The sequence below is a fragment of the Bradyrhizobium sp. USDA 4501 genome (genome assembly GCF_054062115.1).
On sequence record NZ_JBSSEX010000001.1, the window covers coordinates 8,083,599 to 8,104,039 of the forward strand.

The following is a 20,441-nucleotide window of genomic DNA, read 5'->3' on the forward strand; positions in this document are numbered from 1 at the left end:
GATTAACTGTCGCGCTGGCGTCCATTTGGCAAGTACTGTAAAAACAGGGAACTAGTCCCTGTTTGTATACTATTGGGAAAATACTGCATGAAACGGAAGAATTTCGCGCGCCGGCCGGGCTGCGCGGTCGAGGCGGCGCTCGACCTGATCGACGGCAAATGGAAGGGCGTGATCCTGTATCATTTGCAGGCCGGCACCCAGCGCTTCGGCGAGTTGCGGCGGCGCATGCCCGGCATCACCCAGCGCATGCTGACCAAGCAGCTGCGTGCGCTCGAGGACGATGGCCTCGTGATCCGCAAGGTCTATGCCGAAGTGCCGCCGCGGGTCGAATACACGCTTTCCGAACTCGGCGAGAGCCTGCGCCCGGTGATCGGTATTCTGAAAGCCTGGGGCGAGGGCCATCAGGAGCGGCTGTCCTGCGCGCCGGCGCCGGAGGTCATTGTGAAGAAGTCGAAGCGCGCGGCCTGAAAGCATGTTCGCGCGACGCGCTCCGCTTCACCTCGCCCTGCGTGCGCAGGGGTGTCCGGGGAATGATTCACTGTGTCGCGGTGCATGCTCGGCAGGACCGAGGCAAATCGGTCTTTTCTGGTTGTCGAGACACAGAGGGCCGAGCATGCGATATCGCGGTAGCATTTTTGGAAGGCTGCTTGAACCGATCAATCGACGGCAGTTTCAGACGGTTGTGGATCGTCTGGACGGGGATGCCTACGACAAGTCGTTCAGGAGCTGGGATCATCTGGTGGCGCTGATCTATGCCCAGCTTAGCGGCAACAGCAGTCTGCGCGGGGTAGTGACTGGCTTCAACGCCAATTCGCAGCATCACTATCACTTGGGAACCGGCAAGCTGTCGCGCTCGACGTTGTCCGATGCCAATGCCCGCCGTCCGATCGGCATTTTCGCGCAAACCTTTGCGGCGCTGTCGGCGATGGCGCGTCGCCAGCTGCGGAGTGAAGGCATGGAGATGGTGCGTCTGATCGACGCCAGTCCGATCCCGCTCGGCAAGGTCTGCAGTTGGGCGACGTGGAACGGCCGCATCCGCGGCATGAAGCTGCATGTCGTCTACGACCCAAGGAGCGATGTCCCGACCTGCGTCGAGATGACGGCCGCGAACGTCAATGACATCGAGATCGGCCGACAGACCCCAATCCAGCCCGCCACCACCTATGTGTTTGACAAGGGCTATTGCCGTTTCGACTGGTGGCAGAAGATCAATGATAGCAAGGCTTTCTTCGTTACCCGGGCGAAGACGAGCATCCGTCTTCGCTCGCTCAGGCATCGCGCCATCCGCAAGCGTAACGGGGATGGCTTCGAAATCCTTGCCGATGACGAGGTGAAGCTCACCAGCAAGGGCGATTCGCGCCTTCCAATCCCGCTCCGCCGCATCAAGATCAGACGCGAGAAAGGCGGCAAGATCACACTCCTGACCAACGACCTTGCCCGTAGCGCCGTCGAGATCGCCGCCCTCTACAAGAGCCGATGGCAAATCGAGCTGCTGTTCCGCTGGATCAAGCAGCATCTCGATATTCGCAAGTTCCTCGGCGCCAACGACAACGCGATCCGCCTTCAGGTGCTCGCTGCGATGATTGCCTACCTGCTGCTGCGCATCGCCGCTCACTCCAACTGCATCAAAATGCTCCCGCTCAGGTTCGCCGAACTCGTCGGCCAGCTCCTGCTCACGCGTCGATCCCTCGCTGCCATCGACAAACCTCCGCCCATCAACCCCAGCCGTCGGAAATCAACCATCTCACCTGACCAGATGGAGCTCCGCTATGCCTGAATTTCCCCGGACACCCCTGCTGCGTGCGGGGAGAGGCATAGGCCGCCTACGGCGGCCGTTCTCAAGAACGCCGAAGCGGTGCTTCGGCTATGACGCATCGTCAGATGCGTTCCGGGTGAGGGGGAGCCTCAGCAAGCGCAGCTGCTGCCGAATACGCGGAGAGGGCCCCTCACCCCAACCTTCTCCCCGTAAGAACGGGGAGAGGGAGCGCGGCGCCGTCCTGGTCAATATTCGACCGATCTCATTCAGCTAGAAACGCGTGAACCAAACGCTCGATGAAAACGGCCGGAGCGATGCCCCGGCCGTCTATGAGTTGGTCTCAGCTCCGATCAGATCAGAACGCAACCTGCGTACGCAGCGCGACCGCGTCGAACTTCGAGCCGACGTCCGCAGCCGAGGTCGCCGAGGCCTGCTTGGCGATATCGCCGTGCAGATAGTTCAGCATGAAGCGGACATTGTTGTTGACGTACCAGTTCAGCGCGGCGGTGTAGACGGTCTGCCGTCCACCCGCGATGCCGACCGCCTGCGCGATCTGATCGTTGAGGTCCATCGTGCTGACGCGGCCGGCGATTTCCCAGGCGCCCCAGCCGCCGCCCGCGAGCGAGAACGGATCATGCGGCTTGATCCCGCTATAGGAGGCCGTCGCCGGGTTGTAGGCGTGGTTCTCGCCGGTCAGCACATAGCCGACCTGCGCGTAACCGCCGTCGAACTTCAGGCTCGGCGCGCCGAACGGCGGCAGTCCGGTGTTCGCGGAGCGATCGACATTGAACCAGTAATATTCGCCCTGCGCGATGAACGGGCCATAGGTCGCCGCCGCCTCGACGCCGTAGACCTGCGCGCCGGAGACGTTGGCGATCGCACCGGTCGAGATCAGCGTGGTCGGATCGATGCGCAGCTCGGGCCGGTCGCTGAGCGTGAGCGTCTGCGCCTGCGTGAGCTGGTTGCGTGGCGGCTGCACCAGCCATTCCGCATCGGCGCCAATGTGCACCGAATAATTCTTGCCGCTGATCGGATTGCCGGCGACGCGGATGACCCCGCCATACTGCTCGGACGTGCCGGCCGGCGAGGCGGAGGACGCGGAGTGGATGGCGCCCGACGTCGGTCCGGTGACATAGCCGCCGATCCAGAACTGGTCGTTCCACCAGCGGGTGCCGGCGGCCGAACGGAAGTCACCGGCGGCGATGTTCTGTGCGATGATGCCGACCGAGGCGCGCTCCATGAACAGGATGTCGTTGGAGCTGGTCGCTTCGTCGAGTGTCCACGGCACGTCCATGATGCCGCCTTCGATCGCCATCTTGCCGCCGAACGGCTTGAAGCCGGTGTAGCTCAGATACGCGTTCTCGATGCCCGAGGTGCCGCCGCCGGGCAGCGATCCCGGCGCCGCGCCGCCGAAGCCGTCGGACGAGCCGCCGAAATCGTAGATCAGTGAGTAATTCCAGTCACCGAAGAACTTGCCGACGATGCCGATGCGCGCGCGGCGGACGTTCTCGCCGCTGTCGAGCTTCTGCGGTGAGGTGCCTGCGGTGTTCGGGCGATAGTCGTAGCCGCCGACATCCCAGTGCACGCGGCTCGTGATCGCAACGCAGTTCTGTTCGTCCGCGGTGCAGATCGTCGGCCGGTTGTTCGGCATCGTCACCACGACGCCGGACGGCGCGACCGGGCCCTTCACCGGGATCGCGGCGTTGGCGCTCGCCACCCGCGCGGCCTTGGCATCCGCCGCCTTCGCATTGGCGTTTGCGCTGGCTGCGCTTGCGGTATTGGCGTTGGTCTGCTTCTGCAGTTTGTCGAGCTTCTGCTCGAGCATCTTCAGCTGCTGCTTCAGCAGCGCGATCTCCGCATCGCTGCCGCCTCCGGCCGATTGCGAATAGGCCGGCGAGGCGGCAAGCGCCCCTGCCAGGCCTATGGCGATTGCACTGACTTTTGTTGCACCCATTGTGCACCCCTGTTGTGTTTGAATTCCCCACTCACTCACTGAACGGTCCTAGGAGCGTATCGTGACTGACGCACGACAGTGCTTCCGGGCATCGCAGTTCCGCTTGTGGTCCGCAGGCAACAAGCGGAGCGGCGCAGTGAGATGACAGCCATCATAGAAGCTTGGCGGCGCGCTTCAACGCGGCCGCTGCGGGTTGTGCACCGGTACGGCGGGGGGCCAGTTATCCGGCCGGGCGCCCTTCAATTGCCCGGCGAACACGCCTATATTCCGGCGTTTCCACGAGAGGTGAGAATGCTCCGACCTGTCCGCTTTGCTGCCGTATCCGCTCTGTGCACGTTGGCCTTCATGGGGAATCTTTCCGCAGCCGCGGCCCAGGACCGCCGCGTGCCGTCCTCGCAGGCCGAGCTGCAATTGTCCTATGCGCCGATCGTGCAGCGGGTGCAGCCGGCGGTGGTCAATGTTTACGCCGCCAAGACCGTGCAAAACCGCAATCCATTTCTGGATGACCCGATTTTTCGCCGCTTCTTCGGCGTGCCGGGACAGCAGCCCGAGCAGATGCAGCGCTCGCTCGGCTCCGGCGTGATGGTCGACGGCTCCGGCCTCGTAGTCACAAACAATCACGTGATCGAGGGCGCCGATCAGGTGAAGGTCTCGCTCGCCGACAAGCGCGAATACGAGGCCGAGATCGTGCTGAAGGACAGCCGTACCGACCTCGCGGTGCTGCGCCTGAAGGACACCAACAAGGAGAAGTTCGCGACCCTCGACTTCGCCAATTCCGACCAACTGCAGGTCGGTGACGTCGTGCTCGCGATCGGCAATCCGTTCGGCGTCGGCCAGACCGTGACGCACGGCATCATCTCGGCCCTGGCGCGCACTCAAGTCGGGATCACGGATTATCAATTCTTCATTCAGACCGACGCCGCGATCAATCCCGGCAATTCCGGCGGCGCGCTGGTCGACATGACCGGCCGGCTCGCCGGCATCAACACTGCGATCTTCTCGCGCTCCGGCGGCTCGCAGGGCATCGGCTTTGCGATCCCCGCCAACATGGTGCGCGTCGTGGTGGCCTCCGCCAAGAGCGGCGGCAAGAATGTGAAGCGGCCATGGCTCGGCGCGCGGCTGCAGGCGGTGACGCCGGAGATTGCCGAGACGCTTGGGCTGAAGCTGCCGTCTGGCGCGCTGGTCGCCAACGTCGCGCCGAACAGCCCGGCGGCGAAGGCCGGACTGAAGCTCTCCGACCTGATCGTCGGGATCGACGGCACGCCGATCGACGATCCCAACGCGTTCGACTACCGCTTCGCGACCCGTCCGCTCGGCGGCAACGCGGAGATCGAGGTGCAGCGCGCCGGCAAGCCGGTGAAGCTCACCATACCGCTGGAGACCGCGCCCGACACCAACCGCGACGAGATCGTGCTGACCGCGCGCTCGCCGTTCCAGGGCGCGAGGGTCGCCAACATCTCGCCGGCGCTGGCCGACGAACTGCATCTCGACGCCGGTGCCGAGGGCGTGGTGGTGACTGATCTCGCCGGTGACGGCACCGCGGCCAATGTCGGCTTCCAGAAGGGTGACATCATCCTCGCGGTCAACAACGAGAAGATCGTGCGGACCAGCGACCTCGAGAAGGCATCGAAGACGGGGACGCGGGTCTGGCGCATCACGCTGGTGCGCGGCGGCCAGCAGATCAACGTGACGCTCGGCGGATGAGCCCCAAGCAACCGCGAGAGGCCGGCAACCTCTTTGCTGCGGCGGGGATGGAGCAGGACGCGCCGCACCCGCTGCCGGACCGGCTGCGTCCGCGCACGCTGGCCGATGTCGTCGGCCAGGATCACATCCTCGGCCCTGACGGCGCGCTGACGCGGATGCTGGAAACGCGCACGCTGGGCTCGCTGGTGTTCTGGGGGCCGCCCGGCACCGGCAAGACCACGGTGGCGCGGCTTCTGGCCGACGCCACCGAGCTGCATTTCGAGCAGATCTCCGCGGTGTTCTCCGGCGTCGCCGATCTCAAGAAGGCGTTCGATGCCGCGCGTGCACGCCGCGAGACCGGCAAGGGCACGCTCCTGTTCGTCGACGAGGTGCATCGTTTCAACCGCGCGCAGCAGGATTCCTTCCTGCCCGTGATGGAGGACGGCACGGTGGTGCTGGTCGGCGCCACCACGGAGAACCCGTCCTTCGAGCTCAACGCGGCGTTGCTGTCGCGCGCCCGCGTGCTGGTGTTTCACTCGCTCGATACGGCGGCGATCGAGAAACTGTTCGCCAATGCCGAGAAGATCGAGGGCAAGCCGCTGCCGCTCGATGCCGAAGCCCGCGCCGTGCTGGTGCGGATGGCCGATGGCGATGGCCGCGCCTCGCTGACATTGGCCGAAGAGGTCTGGCGCGCCGCCCGCAAGGGCGAGGTGTTCAACGCCGAGCAGTTGCAGGCCATCCTGCAACGCCGGGCGCCGATCTACGACAAATCGGCCGACGGCCATTACAATCTGATCTCGGCGCTGCACAAGTCAGTGCGCGGCTCCGATCCGGATGCGGCGCTGTATTATCTGGCGCGCATGTTCGATGCCGGCGAGGATCCGCTGTTCCTGGCGCGGCGCGTGGTGCGCATGGCGGTCGAGGACATCGGCCTTGCCGATCCGCAGGCGCTGGCGGTCTGCAACGCCGCCAAGGATGCTTACGACTTCCTCGGCTCGCCGGAGGGTGAGCTCGCGATCGCGCAGGCCGTGGTCTATCTCGCCACCGCGCCGAAATCGAACGCGGTCTACACCGCGTTCGGCGCGGCGATGCAGACCGCGAAGCAGGGCGGCTCGCTGCTGCCGCCCAAGCACATTTTGAATTCGCCGACCAAGCTGATGAAGTCGGAGGGCTACGGCTCCGGCTATCAATATGATCACGACATGCCGGACGCATTCTCCGGCCAGGACTATTTCCCGGAAGCGCTGGGCCGCCAGACCTTCTACGATCCGCCCGACCGCGGCTTCGAACGCGAGATCCGCAAGCGGCTGGATTACTGGCAGCGGCTGCGCAAGGAACGGGGCGGGAGCTAGAGCAAGACGAGATTGGGCCGCGGCCGCGAATAACGCACGTTCCCGTTTCCACCTGCGGCGTGGAAGCGTCAGTTGCGGAGGCTCGCCAATGCCATATGCAACACCTTCAGGCGAGGAATACTTACGTAACTTCGGAATATTAGAAATATATTCCTGATTTGCCCGACGTGTCAAGTTGCTTGGTGCCAGTTGCTTGGTGCCACGCCGATCGCCGCCGGCTCCTTTGCATTTGTTTTCGATATTTTGCCAGCGCCCGCTGCGACGGCCCATAACCTCATATTGCGCTGGCGCGTCACTTGACGCTCTTCACGAACTCCAAAATCTCGTCCGTCAGCCGCGTGTCCGGCGTGTTGATCGCATAGACCTCCGACATGTGGCTGTGCTGCGGCAGCATGAAGCTGCGGGCGCAGCCGCTCGGCCGCTTGCAGTTGGCCTGCTTCATGAGCTCGAACTGCTCGACGAAGCGCGGCGGATCGAGCTCCGCCGCCGTGATCAGGAACGGGATTGGGCTCGCGACCAGCCCTTGCAGCGAGGAGCGTTCGGCATAGCGCGAGGGGTCGGAGCCGTAATAGGCGAGCTCGGCGTCGCCGGCCGGCGAGGCCGTCAGATCATAGATGCCCGACACCATGATCGCGCCGGCAAGTCCGCCGCCCTTCACCTTGTGGAATTCGCCATGGGAGACATAGCTCGCGACATGGATCGCGCCGGCCGATTGGCCCATCAGGAAGATGCGCCTCGGCTCGCCGCCGCGGGAGGCGATGTTTTCCGCAACCCACTGCACGATCGCACCCATGTCCTCCGGGCCTGCCGGCCACGGAAAGGCCGGCGCGAGGCGATAGGTGGCATTGACGCCAACGAAGCCGTTCTTGACCGCCCACAGCATGATGTTGTCGTAGAACGGGCTGCCGGGCGCGCGCTTGTTGCCCGCGACGAAGCCCCCGCCATGGATGTAGATCAGCACGGGTCGTGCGGGCGCCGCCGTCTCCGGCGTGAACACGTCGAGCAGATGCCGGTCGGCGGGGCCGTATTTGAGGTCGCGCTCGACCTTGACGCCCTGATAGGGCTCCTTCTGTTGCAGCGGCGCGTAGAGTGCAGCGGTCTTGGGCGGGTCGATGACGCGGCCGAGTTCCAGGAGCTTCCAGGCCAGATCTTCCGGCATCGCGGCTTCGGGCATCGGACTTTGCTGGGCGAGCGCAGGGTCCGTGAGCATCAGGGCCGCCGCCAAAGCCGATATCGCCAGTCTCATTCCAGGGCCCCCGTCGATTGTCGTATGCGGCCGAACATGGCCGATGTTGCACCGGATTCACACCGATTTCGCCGTGACGATTCGCGGCATTTGCGCTAGGCACAATGCAGGTCTGGAGCCGAAAAATCACCATGAGCCGCCGCATCAAGAGAACTACATCGCCGGGCGACCGCGCCAAAGGGCGCGACAAGGGCCGCGACCGGGACCGCGCCGGCGATCGCGGCAAGGATCGTGGTAAGGATCGTGGCAAGAGCGGATCGGCGCAGCGCACCCGCAAGCCGGACGATCGCAAGTTCGGTGAGCGCAAGTCTGGAGAGCGTCCGTTCGCGCATCGTGCGGCCGGAAAGCCGCCGCGCTTTGCCGAGTCGCGTCGCGACCGGCAGGAGCGGGCTGAGCCCGCCGCTACGAAGCCCGCGGCCGAGCAGCCGCTGCCGACCAAGGTACAGACCGTCGTCGTCACCGCCGACGAGAACGGCATGCGCGTCGACCGTTTCCTCGAGGCACGCTTTCCCGGCCTGTCGTTCTCCCACATCCAGCGCATCGTCCGGAAGGGCGAACTCAGGGTCAACGGCAAGCGCGCCGATTCCAAGGACCGGCTGGAGGAGGGCCAGAGCGTGCGCATCCCGCCGTTGCGGCTCGATACGCCGAAGACATCAGGCACGCTCTCCGAGGCCGAGGCGAAGACGCTGCAGGCGCTGAAGGACATGACGCTGTACGAGGACGACGACGTGCTGGTGCTGAACAAGCCGGCCGGTCTCGCCGTGCAGGGCGGCTCCGGCATGACGCGCCATGTCGACCAGATGCTCGAGGTGATGCGCGACGCCAAGGGGCAGAAGCCGCGGCTGGTGCATCGGCTCGACCGGGAGACCTCCGGCTGCCTTCTGGTCGCCAAGACGCGTTTCGCTGCCACGCACCTCACCGGCGCATTCCGCCATCGCTCCGCGCGCAAGATCTACTGGGCGCTGGTCGCCGGCGTGCCGAAGCCGAAGCAGGGCCGCATCTCGACCTATCTCGCCAAGGAGGAGAGCGAGGAGGACAGCATCATGCGGATCGCCGAGCATGGTGACGAGGGCGCGAGCCACGCCGTGACCTATTATGCCGTGGTCGAGACCTCGGCGACCAAGCTCGCCTGGGTCTCGCTCAAGCCGGTGACCGGCCGCACCCATCAATTGCGCGCCCACATGGCGCATATCGATCATGCCATCGTCGGTGATCCGAAATATTTCAACAAGGAGAACTGGCAGCTGCCCGGCGGCTTGCAGAACCGGCTGCATCTGCTCGCCCGCCGTATCGTGATTCCGCACCCGAGGGGCGGCGTGATCGATGCCACCGCGCCGCTGCCGCCGCACATGCTGCAATCCTGGAATCTGCTCGGGCTCGAGGCCGATCGGTTCGACCCGATAGAGAACGCGCCCGAGGAGTGACGGACGGGGCGCGGCCTCCAATATCCGTCGCGGACAGCAACAACGATCAAACGGCTCCGCGCTTTGCGGCTATCTTCGCGCGCCGGCTTTTTGCCGGCCTGCAACGGAGACTCTCCATGATCGGCACCTGGCTGCGCGTCATGCTTTTCCTGATCAGCTCAGCTGTCGCCGCGGTGACGGCACAGGCCGAGACCATCGTGCTCCGCGGCGGCACGCTCTACGCATCGGCCGATGCGCAAGCGCTGCCGGATGCGGTGATCGTGGTGACCGACGGCGTCATCAGCGCGGTCGGCAAGTCCGGCGACATCCAGGTGCCGCCGGATGCCCGCGTGATCGATTGCAGCGGCAAGACCATCGTCGCCGGCTTCTGGAACAGCCATGTCCATTTCACGCAGAAAGTCTGGCGCAACGCCGGCGCAGCGCCGGCCGCGGCGCTGACGCAGCACATGCAGGAGATGCTGACGCGCTGGGGTTTTACCACGGTCTGGGATCTCGGCTCCGATCCGAGCGACACGTTGCCGCTGCGCAAGCGCATCGTCGTGGGCGAAGTCGCCGGCCCCAACATCCTGCTCGCCGGCAACATCTTCCCGAAGGGCGGGCACCCCGTCTACATCCCGCGTGAAGTGCAGCTTCCTGAAGTCGCAACGCCGGAGGAAGCCACGAAATGGGCACGCGACTGGCTCGGCATGGGTGAGGACGGCATCAAGCTGTTCACCGGGGCGTTCATGGGCGACAAGCCCGTTGTCAACATGGACCCTGCAATCGCCAAAGCGGCTGTCGACGTCGCGCATGCGCAGGGCAGGCCGGTGTTCGCACATCCGCAGAACAAGGTCGGCGTCGAAACGGTGATCGAGTCCGGCGTCGACGTGCTCGCGCACACCACGCCCGGCGAACCCAGCTACACCGCGGATCAGCTGGCGCGGTTCAAGGCACAGGGGACTGCGCTCGTTCCCACACTGTCGCTGTTCACCACCGTGGTGCTCGATCCGAACGTCACCAACCGTCTGGTGGCCTCGACCGTCAACCAGCTCAAGCAGTTTTCGGAGAATGGCGGCACGGTACTGTTCGGCACCGATGTCGGTTTCACCACGCTGTACGACACCACGCAGGAATTTCAGCTGATGCACCGCGTGTTGTCGGAGCGGCAGGTGCTGGCCACGCTGACGACCAATCCGGCGCGGTTCTTCAAGGCCACGAAGAAGGGACGGGTGGAGCGGGGCTTCGACGCCGATCTCGTGGTGCTCGACGGCGATCCGCTCGGCGACGTCGGCAATCTTGCGAAAGTGAGCAGCACCATCCGTGCCGGTCACGTGATCTACCAGAAGCCGTGACGAGGGTGGGGAACTCGCATTTTCGGGGACAGTATTGACGCTTGGTGCGTTCACTTGAACCGTTGCTGCCGCGTCACGACATATAGGCTATGAAGCGATCCCTGATTGTTGCCGGCATTCTGCTCTGGGCCATCGGCGCGGCAAGCGCGCAAATCCTTGCGCCCGGCCGCTCGACGTGGGATCCCCCGGTCCCTCAGCCTCCGCCTCCGCCGCGGATCGAGGTGCCGGCGATCCCCAGGATGGACGCGCCGACGCAGCCGAGCCTGCGTTCGCGGCCGCGCAGCTCGTTCGGCGACCGCGTCAGCCGGTGCCTCGACGAGGCCGCCGCCGCCGGCCTGAACCAGGCCGAGCGTGCCGCCTATTCGCGATCCTGCGCCAACCACCGCGATTAGGGCAGGGCGTTGTCTGCTAGGCTAGACAAGTCTTGCTGACGCATGGACGGAATTGTCGTCGCGCCGGCGCGAGTACGAACAGGCAAGCGGCATCGGCCGGCGGAGCCGCGGCGATCCGGTTCAAGGCTGTCGACCGTGCGAATCTGTCTGGCTATCCAAACGGACCGCTTTGATTTCGTCTCATGATCTTGAGCGTGAGCAGGGCCGCCCCGAGCACAAGAAGCAAGACACCGACGACAGTTGTGCTTGTCGATTCGAATGTCACACCGACTGCTGTCAGCAAGCAGCCGACAACGATAGCAATAAGCCCACCAAGCTTCTTTACCAACAGAAGCTGTCCGTCGCTTGCGCGCGCCACCATGATCAACCTCACTCTGTAAGTGATGCGGTCATTCCACCGTCGCCGCGGGCCGGTGTTGCTTGGACAAGCGGCGGGCTCACATCCGCACACGATGATCGTACTCTCGCGTGCCAATGATGGAAATCGCTCGTTGCTGCCATGATGACTTCTCTTTTGATTCAATTGCGCCGCGGGCGATTGGACAATCTTGCTTACCTAGCCGCGCCGAAACGTCGCATGACTATATCGAATGTGCATCGCGCAACGGCGCTGCGATTCCGCGATACGCAATGCGTTCAGCGCATTTGTCGTAAAGTGTTCTGGACCAACGCAAGCATTGCAAAGGCTGTGGGAGTGGATCGTTGACTCCGTGGTTTTTTGGGCGCCTACTTCTGGTTGCCGACTAGAAGACCTGAAGCAATAAGGTCGAAATCCGGAAGGACAGCCAATGCGGCCGCCTTCGATCGCGGAACAAGCGGAGCGGCCCTACATCTCGACCGGGCACTTGCCCGAACCCGAGATGGTGCAGGAGCTCGTGTCTCAAGCGCATCAGCGCTTCAAGTCGAACAGCGAAGGGACCAATTCGCAGGTTTATCCGGCCCTGGCCAGAGTGCCGAGTGAACTGTTCGGCGTCTGTGTGGCCGGTACCAGCGGGCGTGTCTACGGCGCGGGCGATGTCGAATACGAATTCTCGATCATGAGTGTATCGAAGCCATTCGTATTCGCATTGGTGTGCGAGGCCATCGGCCCTGAAGAGGCTCGTGCAAAACTGGGCGCGAACGCGACCGGGCTGCCGTTCAATTCACTGGCGGCGATCGAGCATGGAGCCGGGCGCACCAACCCCATGGTGAACGCAGGCGCGATCGCGACCACAAGCCTTGTGCCGGGCTCGAGCGCTGACGAGCAATGGCGGTTCATCCATGACGGTCTCTCGCGCTTCGCGGGCCGCAAGCTTTCGCTCAACGAGGAAGTCTACGCATCGGCATCCAAGACCAATTTTCGCAATCGAAGCATCGCGCGGTTGCTGGAGAGCTACGACCGGATCTATTGCGACGCCAGGCAGGCGACCGATCTCTACACCCGGCAGTGTTCGCTGAATGTGAGCGCCAGGGATCTCGCCGTGATGGGTGCGACGCTGGCCGACGGCGGGGTGAACCCCGTGACCCGGCAGCGGGTGGTCGATGCGGCCGTGTGCCACTATGCGTTGGCGGTCATGGTCACTGCTGGACTGTACGAGACGTCGGGCGACTGGCTGTACGACATCGGTCTGCCCGGCAAAAGCGGCATTGGTGGAGGCATCGTCGCGGTGTCTCCGGGAAAGGGTGGTTTCGGCACTTTCGGGCCGCCACTGGATGCGGCCGGCAACAGCGTGCGAGGGCAGCTCGCCGCGAAGTTCCTGTCGCAAAGACTGGGCATGGATCTGTTCGTGTCCCAACCGGACGAGTGAACAAGAGGCACTGAAGATCGGTCGAGCCGTGGCCCGATCGATCGCAACGTCGGGCAGGTTGGAGGACGCGATGGCAACGCAAGCAATCTCGATCGGCGACATTCATCAGGAAGAGCGCGCATCATGGGTGCCCATGGTCGCGATTGCGTTCGGCCAGATGATCATGTCGTTCAACGTCGCGTCGTTGCCGGTTGCGATGGGGGGAATGGTGGCCAGCTTCGGCGTGCCGCCGACCACGGTCGCGACTGGAATCGTGGCGTACTCGATGCTTGTCGCCGGGTTCGTGATGCTTGGCGCCAAGCTCGCCCAAAGGTTCGGGGCGGTGCAGGTATTTCGCGGTGCCGTCGTGCTTTTCCTGATAGCGCAGATTGCGATGACGTTCAGCCCTACGGCCTCCGTCATGATTTCCGCTCAGGCGCTTTGCGGCGCTGCGGGCGCGGTGATCGTGCCCTCGCTCGTCGCGCTGATTGCCGAGAATTATGCCGGACGCCAGCAGGCGACGGCCCTTGGCGCGTTGGGCTCGGCGCGGGCTGCCGCCGGCGTGCTGGCATTCGTCGTCGGCGGGTTGCTCGGCACCTATATCGGCTGGCGCCCCGCGTTTGGAGTTATCATCGTTGCCTCGGCGATCGCTTTCGCTCTGAGTTTCAGCCTGCGGCCGGACCGCGGTCGCGCGGATGTCCAGATCGACCTGATCGGGGTCGCTCTTGCCGCGAGCGCGATCATCTTCATCAGCTTCGGCTTCAATAATCTGAACAGTTGGGGCGTGATCCTGGCGACCCCTAACGCGCCATTCGACTTGCTGGGCGTCTCGCCGGCACCGGTCCTGATCGTGCTTGGCATAGTGCTCGGGCAGGCATTCCTGATGTGGACGCATCGCCAGCAGGCCGCGGGGAGGACGCCTTTGCTGGCGTTGGAGGTGATCGATTCGCCGGAGGAGAGGTGTGCGGTCTACGCGCTGTTCGCGGTCGTGGCGCTCGAGGCCGCGCTGAACTTCACGGTGCCGCTCTACATCCAGATCGTGCAGGGACGTTCGCCAATCGCGACGGCGATCGCGATGATGCCGTTCAATCTGACCGTCTTTCTCTCGGCGATGCTGATCGTCAATCTCTACGACAAGCTGAGGCCCCGCCAGATCGGACGCTTCGGTTTTGGGCTCTGCACCGTTGCGTTGCTGTGGCTCGCGTTCGTCGTGCGCAACGACTGGAGCGAGATTCCCGTTCTCCTTGGCCTCGTGCTGTTCGGTATCGGCCAGGGCTCGCTGGTGACACTGCTGTTCAACGTTCTGGTCACTGCTTCGCCCAAGGCGTTGGCGGGGGATGTCGGGTCTTTGCGCGGAACCACGCAGAATCTGGCGGCTGCCGTTGGCACCGCGGTGGCCGGAGCTCTTCTGGTCGGTCTTTTGAGCACGATCGCGCTCGGCAGGATCGCGGCCAGTCCGGTGCTGACCAAGGAGCTTCAGAGCCAGGTTGATCTCGGCAACATCACTTTCGTCAGCAATGATCGGCTGCGCAGCGTACTCGAAGGCACGAGCGGTACGCCACAGCAGGTCGAGGAAGCCGTCCGGGTCAACACCGAAGCTCGCCTGCGCGCTTTGAAGATCGGGTTGCTGATCATGGCCGGCCTCGCACTGCTTGCGGTCATTCCCGCGGGACGGCTGCCGAATTATCGGCCAGGCGAAATACCGGACGACGGAGCGACCGGCGAGGGCGAGCGATCGGCCTGATCGGACGTCGGGCGCCGCGGGGCAAGAAGGTCTCTGCAATAACGAGGTGCCAGATATGGATGAACTCGACCGTCGCATCGTGCTCCGGAGAATGCTTGGCGGCGTCGCAGTCGCTGGTCTCGGAACCGGCTTGCTGATGCAGGCGGCCAAGGCGCTGCCAGTCGCCCCCCGAAGATGCCCTCGTCGCGAAGATGGATGATCCGGAGCGGCCGCTTCATATGGTCGTCGCCCGGCCACCATCGCGCCCGCGTCCTCCGCCACCGCGCCGCCGCCGCTGGACCTGTTGGTGGCACAGAGGTCGCCGCCGCTGCGGATGGCGCTGGTGAGGGCAGGCACAAGCTTCGGCAGCTCGAGTGGCCCGGTTGCGCGGCCTGGAATGCGCGACCGTGCCATGGCTGCCAGGGATCAAGGAGGACGACATGGCTACCTATGAGAACAGTTCCACGATGCTCCGCGGCCTGCCTGGCCCGCCTTTATGGGTCTGCGTTCTGCTGGGCCTCGTCATGATCGCCGCGGGCCTTCTGGTCCTGGGAGATGTCGTGCTTTTCACCGTGATCAGCGCCATCTTTATCGGCTGGACGGCCATCGTTGCCGGCGGGTTCGAAATCCTGCACGCCTTCTGGACCAAGGGCTGGGGTGGATTCGTGTGGCAGCTTGTGCTGGGGGTGCTCTACCTTGCCTGCGGAATCGTTCTGCTCAGCCAACCGGTGGCGAGCGCGCTGCTCCTGACCTATGCCCTCGGTCTCATGCTTTTGGTCTCCGGGATTGTGCGCATGCTGGTCGGCATCGGCCATTGGCAGCAGTCCGGCTGGATCATGCTCGCATCCGGGCTGTTTGGCGTTCTGGCCGGCCTCGTCATTCTGACGGGATTTCCGGCGACCGGACTGTGGGTGCTCGGGCTGCTGCTGGGGATCGATCTGCTGTCTCATGGCATCGGATGGCTGAGTTACGCTTTACAGCCTGCCGCCAGAGCGGCTCAATAAGCCGTCGATCCTCCAGGGAGCAGCAGAACTCTCATTAATCGTCTGAAATCAAGTCGGCTCCTCGCGAGATCAATGACGGTCTCGCGCGATGCGCCATCGGCGGAGAGTGGACATGTCAGGTTTGAGGAAGGGCGTGAGAGTTTCGGCGCTGGTTGCGTCGATTGTGATGAGCCTCATCGCCTTGCTGCCAGCGCAAGCTCAGCAGGATGGCGACGTGCTGTTTCAGAACGTGCGAATTTTCGATGGCAGGAATGGCGCGCTGTCCGGGCCGTCCAATGTGCTGATCCGGAACAACAAGATCGAGAAAATTTCGACTGGGCCGATCGCGGCCGACGCTCAGGTGATTGCCGGCGACGGACGGGTGCTGATGCCCGGGCTGATCGACGCGCACTGGCATGCATTGCTGGTACGCCCGACGCCGGCGGCCGTGATGGCCAGCGACATCGGTTACATCAATCTTCTTGCGGCCGCCGAGGCAACGGCCACCCTCATGCGTGGCTTCACCACCATTCGCGACATGGGCGGCCCGGCCTTTTCCCTCAAGCGCGCGATCGACGAAGGTCTCGTCGTCGGTCCTCGCATCTACCCATCCGGTGCCATGATCACCATCACCGGCGGCCATGGCGACTTCCGGCCGCTGTCCGATCTGCCCAGAACAATCGGCGGCATGCTCAGCCGCATGGAGAGGATAGGCGGCGCCATGGTCGCGGACAGCCCGGATGAAGTTCGCGTGCGCGCGCGCGAGCAGCTCATGCAAGGGGCTACGCAGGTCAAGCTCACGGCGGGCGGTGGGGTGGCGTCGCCGTTCAGCCCGCTCGATGTGTCCACGTTCACTGAACCGGAGTTGCGCGCCGCGGTCGAGGCTGCGGAGAATTGGGGTACTTATGCCGTCGTACACGCCTACACGCCGGTCGCGATCCAGCGATCGATCGCAGCGGGGGTCAAGTGTATCGAGCATGGTCATTTGATGGACGACGCGTCGGCCCGCCTGATGGCCGAGAAGGGAATTTGGCTGAGCACCCAGCCCTTCCTCGATGTGTCGGGCGCCAGCGCCCTTGGACCTGCGGAGCAGGACAAGATGCGGCAGGTTGTTGCCGGCACCGACAGGGTCTACGGCTTTGCGAAGAAGTACAAGTTGAAGACGGCATTCGGTACCGACGTCTTGTTCTCGAAAGCGCTCGCTGACCGGCAAGGCGCCATGCTGACGACCCTCACGCGATGGTACACGCCGGCTGAAGCGCTCATCATGGCGACATCGACGAATGCCGAATTGCTCAGTCTGTCCGGGCTTCGAAATCCATATCCAGGCATGCTGGGCGTGGTGGAGGAAGGCGCGTTGGCCGACCTTCTGCTGGTCGATGGCAATCCAATCGACAACATCAAGCTGATAGAGGATCCGGCGAAGAATTTCCTGGTCATCATGAAAGATGGGAAGGTCTACAAGAATCTTCTTGGTGGTGACCGGAACAGGTAGGCGGACATAGTCACAAGGCGGGCCAAGCGGCAGCGTCAAAGCATCGGCTTGTAGCCGATATGGCTGCCGACGTGGCCGGTGGAGCAGCGATCGCCGGAAGGGCAAGGGCAGCTACTACCGCCGAAACTGCGTCAGAAACGTCCGCAAGGAATCGTGCGGGCTCTCGACATCCGAAATCACCCAGCCGTCGGGACCATTGACGACGATGAAGTTGAGCGTGACGGCGCGGCCTTCATTGTCGAATGTCACCGTCACGTCGGCCTTGTCGAACTGCCGGCGCGGGATTGCGATCGAGATCGGGCCGAGCCGCCAGGTCGGGCTCTGCACCAGAAAATCGTAGGGCGCATCGTGCAGCGCGGTCCAGGCACCGCGCAGGGTGGGATCGAAGAATCGGCGAGCCGTTTCCTCGTCGCGCGGCAGGCCGTTGGAATATTCGGCGCTGCCTCGCCCATAATGAGCGTAGACGTTGCGGATCAGGGATTCCGGCGAACGGAACCCGGCACAGGCTGTGGCGGAGGCGAAAACCACCGCAACCAGCGAAAAACCCGCAAGGAATTTGCCGCGTCCCATCAGCTTTATTTGCCGTTGCCCCTGACATATCTTGCAGGGAAATCCCTATGAACGAAAGCTACCCGGCGCGATGCGCGAACTTTTCGACGATGTCCCAGAACAATCTCCGTTCGATCCGCAGGAGGCGGTGCGGCGCCACATCCGCACGCCCCAGCGCAAGCGATTCTACACCGGCGCCGGCGTCGCCGAGGCCGATGGCGGATTTTCGATCACGCTCGACGGCAAGCCGATCCGCACGCCGTCCGGCAAGCCGATCGCGGTGCCGACGCGGGCCATTGCGGACACGGTGGCGGCGGAATGGAATGCGCAGCGCGAGACCATCGATCCCATGACCATGCCGCTGACGCGGCTTGCCAACAGCGTGATCGAGGGGGTGATCGATCGCATCGACGAGGTCGCCGACGATGCGGCCAAGTTCCTCGGCAGCGACCTCTTGTTCTACCGGGCCGGCCATCCAGAGACGCTGGTGGCGCGCGAGGCCCAGCACTGGGATCCGATCCTGTTCTGGGCCGCCGACGCGCTCGGCGCCCATTTCGTGATGGCCGAGGGGGTGATGCATGTCGGCCAGCCCGAGCCTGCGATCAAGGCGGCGCGGGCGGCGTTCCCGACCGACCCATGGTCGGTCGCGGCGCTCCATGTGGTGACGACGCTGACCGGCTCGGCGCTGCTGGCGCTGGCGCTCGCCCATGGCGTCCGCGACGAGGACCAGGTCTGGGCCGCCGCCCATGTCGACGAGGACTGGAACATCGAGAAATGGGGCGTCGACGAGGAGGTCGCCGTCCGCCGCGCCGCCCGCCAGCTCGATTTCAAGGCCGCCGCCGGCGTGCTCAGGGAGCTCAAGCCGGCCGCCGGTTAACGAGGGGTTTACGGCGCCGGGCTAGCCTGCGGCACGTTCCTCGCGCAGGGCCGAGACCTCCGACATGGCACTCGCCATCAATCCCGTGCTGCCGGTGCTCGCCTCGAAGGAGGTGGACGGCGTTGCGCCGGACCTCAAGCTTGAGGCCGGCAGCGTCGTCAATGCGCAGGTGCTGAAAGTGCTGTCCGCCGATCTGGTGCGGATCGCGATCGCGAGCCTGTCGATCGACGTCCAGACCGAGGTGCCGCTGCAGCAGGGCCAGAACCTGCAGCTCGCAGTGTCGCAGACCAATGACGGCATCCGCCTGCAGCTGGTCGGGCCGGGGCCGGACACCGGCGATGCCGTACGGCTGTCGCCGGCAGCGGCCAACGCCACCGATGCCGCCCAGCCGGTCGCCACGGCACCGAAGGCTGTATTGACGCCGCTGGAGCGCGTCACCATCACCGCGACGGCGCAGACCGCGGCGGCGGTGCAGGGAAGCCAGGCGCCGCTGTTCGCCAATCTCGCCGCGGTCGCCTCGGCCAATCTGCCGCCGAAGCTGCAGGCCGCGATCGCGCAGGTGCTGGCGCAGCAGACCGGTCTCGACGAGAATTTGAGCGGCGATGCGGTCAAGACCGGCTTGCAGAAATCCGGCCTGCTGTTCGAGGCGACGGTGGCGGCGGGCATTGCGCCCGCGAGCGGCAGCGCGCCCGATCTAAAGGCCGCGCTGATCGTGCTGCGCCAGGCGCTGACCTCGCTTGGTACCGCTGATGCCGGCAGGCCCGCGTCCGCCACACCGCTCCAGCAACCGGCGCAGGCCAGCGCCGCGACGGCGCCGAGCCTCATGCCATCCGGCACGCCAGACCTCGACGTTCAGGAGATCTTGCTGCCGCAGGCCCGCCTGCCGGTCGCCGAGGATGTCACCCGCGGCACCACAGGGTTCGCAGGGGCGCTCGCGGATGCGCTCGATGCCGGCCCGTCCTCCGGCGGCGCGCTCAATCTCATTCAGCAAGCGCTGCACGAACTCGGCAACCCCGCACGGCAAGGCGCCGCGCCGAGGGAGATGCTGCCGGGCGAGGTGCCGGTACGCGGCAACACACCGCCACCGCCGTTTCACGGTGCGCTGCCGTCGGCGCAGGCCGTCGCCGAGCCGTCGATCGCCCCAAACACGCCACTCGCGACCGCCGCGCATCGCCTGCTGGAAAACACCGACGCCGCGCTGGCGCGGCAGACGCTGCTGCAGGTCGCCTCGCTGCCGGACCGCGGCGACGCTACGCGGCCGCAGCTCGACGCCATGCTGCCGCGCTGGAATTTCGAGATCCCGTTCCTGACCCCGCAGGGCACGGCGATGGCGCAGTTCGAGATTTCCCGCGACGGCGGCGGCAATGAGGTCGAAGCCGCCAAGCGGGTGTGGCGCGCGCGCTTCACGCTCGATGTCGAGCCGGCCGGCCCGGTGCACGCGCTGGTGTCGCTGAACGGCGAGCGCACCTCGGTGCGGATGTGGGCCGAGCGTCCCTCGACCGCCGCGCAACTGCGCGCCGGCGCTTCCGAGCTGAGCCGGGCGCTGACCAGGGCCGAGCTCACGCCCGGCGACATCGAGATCCGCGACGGCAGCCCGCCGCAACCCGCACCCGCCCGCGCCGGCCATTTCCTGGACCGCGCATCATGAGCGAGGCCAACAACCAGCTCGCGGTCGCGCTGCATTACGACCACGCCGGTGCGCCGCGCGTGGTGGCAAAAGGCAAGGGCGCAATCGGCGCCAAGATCATCGAGGTCGCCAAGGCCAACGACATCCCGATCGAGGAGAACGAGGTGTTGGCCGGCGCGCTCTCCAATGTCGAGCTCGGCGACGAGATTCCGGCCGAGCTCTACAAGGCCGTCGCCGAGGTGCTGGTGTTCGTGCTGCGGATGTCGGGCCGGGCGCGCTAGCG

The 20,441-nt window shown here is 64.9% G+C and carries 18 protein-coding genes; 14 read left to right on the forward strand and 4 right to left on the reverse strand.

Features of this window, described 5'->3' with window-relative positions:
* Window positions 1-87 precede the first annotated feature (87 nt).
* Both ACVWZM_RS37480 and ACVWZM_RS37485 read left to right on the forward strand, forming a co-directional pair.
* Window positions 88-468, forward strand: coding sequence for a winged helix-turn-helix transcriptional regulator (locus ACVWZM_RS37480; protein WP_253639635.1), 381 nt, complete (start codon window positions 88-90; stop codon window positions 466-468).
* A gap of 145 nt (window positions 469-613) precedes the next feature.
* Window positions 614-1,777, forward strand: a complete 1,164-nt coding sequence (locus ACVWZM_RS37485) for an IS4 family transposase (protein WP_253590589.1) — start codon at window positions 614-616, stop codon at window positions 1,775-1,777.
* A 334-nt stretch (window positions 1,778-2,111) separates the two neighbouring features.
* Here the strand turns inward: ACVWZM_RS37485 and ACVWZM_RS37490 are convergent, their stop codons facing one another.
* The gene (locus ACVWZM_RS37490) at window positions 2,112-3,710 is read right to left on the reverse strand and encodes an OprO/OprP family phosphate-selective porin (protein WP_456780390.1); all 1,599 of its coding nucleotides are present in this window, start codon (window positions 3,708-3,710) and stop codon (window positions 2,112-2,114) included.
* 345 nt (window positions 3,711-4,055) lie between these two features.
* Between ACVWZM_RS37490 and ACVWZM_RS37495 the strand changes: the two genes are divergently transcribed.
* On the forward strand, window positions 4,056-5,414 hold the full coding sequence (locus ACVWZM_RS37495) for a DegQ family serine endoprotease (protein ID WP_092090135.1): 1,359 nt from the start codon (window positions 4,056-4,058) through the stop codon (window positions 5,412-5,414).
* Window positions 5,411-6,745, forward strand: coding sequence for a replication-associated recombination protein A (locus ACVWZM_RS37500; RefSeq protein ID WP_141343263.1), 1,335 nt, complete (start codon window positions 5,411-5,413; stop codon window positions 6,743-6,745). The genes ACVWZM_RS37495 and ACVWZM_RS37500 overlap by 4 nt, the downstream gene beginning before the upstream one ends.
* Before the next feature lie 292 nt (window positions 6,746-7,037).
* Here the strand turns inward: ACVWZM_RS37500 and ACVWZM_RS37505 are convergent, their stop codons facing one another.
* Window positions 7,038-7,955, reverse strand: a complete 918-nt coding sequence (locus tag ACVWZM_RS37505; protein WP_246786891.1) for an alpha/beta hydrolase — start codon at window positions 7,953-7,955, stop codon at window positions 7,038-7,040.
* Window positions 7,956-8,122: 167 nt separating this feature from the next.
* On the opposite strand from ACVWZM_RS37505, the gene ACVWZM_RS37510 reads away from it, so the two are divergent.
* From ACVWZM_RS37510 to ACVWZM_RS37520, 3 genes are all read left to right on the forward strand, one after another.
* Complete coding sequence (locus tag ACVWZM_RS37510) at window positions 8,123-9,415, forward strand: RluA family pseudouridine synthase (RefSeq protein ID WP_141340981.1); 1,293 nt, start codon at window positions 8,123-8,125, stop codon at window positions 9,413-9,415.
* Between the two features lie 116 nt (window positions 9,416-9,531).
* Entirely contained in the window at window positions 9,532-10,746 is a 1,215-nt protein-coding gene (locus tag ACVWZM_RS37515; protein WP_456855850.1) for an amidohydrolase family protein, read from the forward strand.
* A gap of 89 nt (window positions 10,747-10,835) precedes the next feature.
* Window positions 10,836-11,138 carry a hypothetical protein gene (locus ACVWZM_RS37520; RefSeq protein WP_225160323.1) on the forward strand — a complete coding sequence of 101 codons (303 nt, stop codon included), beginning with the start codon at window positions 10,836-10,838 and terminating at the stop codon, window positions 11,136-11,138.
* A gap of 151 nt (window positions 11,139-11,289) precedes the next feature.
* Here the strand turns inward: ACVWZM_RS37520 and ACVWZM_RS37525 are convergent, their stop codons facing one another.
* On the reverse strand, window positions 11,290-11,499 hold the full coding sequence (locus ACVWZM_RS37525) for a hypothetical protein (RefSeq protein ID WP_076831706.1): 210 nt from the start codon (window positions 11,497-11,499) through the stop codon (window positions 11,290-11,292).
* 427 nt (window positions 11,500-11,926) lie between these two features.
* Between ACVWZM_RS37525 and glsA the strand changes: the two genes are divergently transcribed.
* From glsA to ACVWZM_RS37545, 4 genes are all read left to right on the forward strand, one after another.
* Window positions 11,927-12,925 carry a glutaminase A gene (gene glsA / locus ACVWZM_RS37530; RefSeq protein ID WP_141340979.1) on the forward strand — a complete coding sequence of 333 codons (999 nt, stop codon included), beginning with the start codon at window positions 11,927-11,929 and terminating at the stop codon, window positions 12,923-12,925.
* A gap of 70 nt (window positions 12,926-12,995) precedes the next feature.
* Window positions 12,996-14,648: an MFS transporter gene (locus tag ACVWZM_RS37535; protein WP_253639641.1), complete on the forward strand. Its 1,653-nt coding sequence runs from the start codon at window positions 12,996-12,998 to the stop codon at window positions 14,646-14,648.
* A gap of 419 nt (window positions 14,649-15,067) precedes the next feature.
* Window positions 15,068-15,631, forward strand: coding sequence for an HdeD family acid-resistance protein (locus ACVWZM_RS37540; RefSeq protein WP_092090157.1), 564 nt, complete (start codon window positions 15,068-15,070; stop codon window positions 15,629-15,631).
* Window positions 15,632-15,797: 166 nt separating this feature from the next.
* A complete protein-coding gene (locus ACVWZM_RS37545) occupies window positions 15,798-17,105 on the forward strand; it encodes an amidohydrolase family protein (RefSeq protein WP_456856834.1) in 1,308 nt (435 codons plus the stop codon).
* Window positions 17,106-17,219: 114 nt separating this feature from the next.
* On the opposite strand, the gene ACVWZM_RS37550 is transcribed toward ACVWZM_RS37545, so the two are convergent.
* Window positions 17,220-17,675, reverse strand: a complete 456-nt coding sequence (locus ACVWZM_RS37550; RefSeq protein ID WP_057015498.1) for a hypothetical protein — start codon at window positions 17,673-17,675, stop codon at window positions 17,220-17,222.
* Window positions 17,676-17,745: 70 nt separating this feature from the next.
* On the opposite strand from ACVWZM_RS37550, the gene ACVWZM_RS37555 reads away from it, so the two are divergent.
* The 3 genes from ACVWZM_RS37555 (at window position 17,746) to ACVWZM_RS37565 (ending at window position 20,439) form a co-directional block, all read left to right on the forward strand.
* On the forward strand, window positions 17,746-18,531 hold the full coding sequence (locus ACVWZM_RS37555) for an ATP12 family chaperone protein (protein WP_253639643.1): 786 nt from the start codon (window positions 17,746-17,748) through the stop codon (window positions 18,529-18,531).
* Window positions 18,532-18,595: 64 nt separating this feature from the next.
* Window positions 18,596-20,179: a flagellar hook-length control protein FliK gene (gene fliK, locus ACVWZM_RS37560; protein WP_456855851.1), complete on the forward strand. Its 1,584-nt coding sequence runs from the start codon at window positions 18,596-18,598 to the stop codon at window positions 20,177-20,179.
* Window positions 20,176-20,439 carry an EscU/YscU/HrcU family type III secretion system export apparatus switch protein gene (locus tag ACVWZM_RS37565; RefSeq protein ID WP_028335488.1) on the forward strand — a complete coding sequence of 88 codons (264 nt, stop codon included), beginning with the start codon at window positions 20,176-20,178 and terminating at the stop codon, window positions 20,437-20,439. Before fliK ends, ACVWZM_RS37565 begins: the two co-directional genes overlap by 4 nt.
* Window positions 20,440-20,441 lie beyond the last annotated feature (2 nt).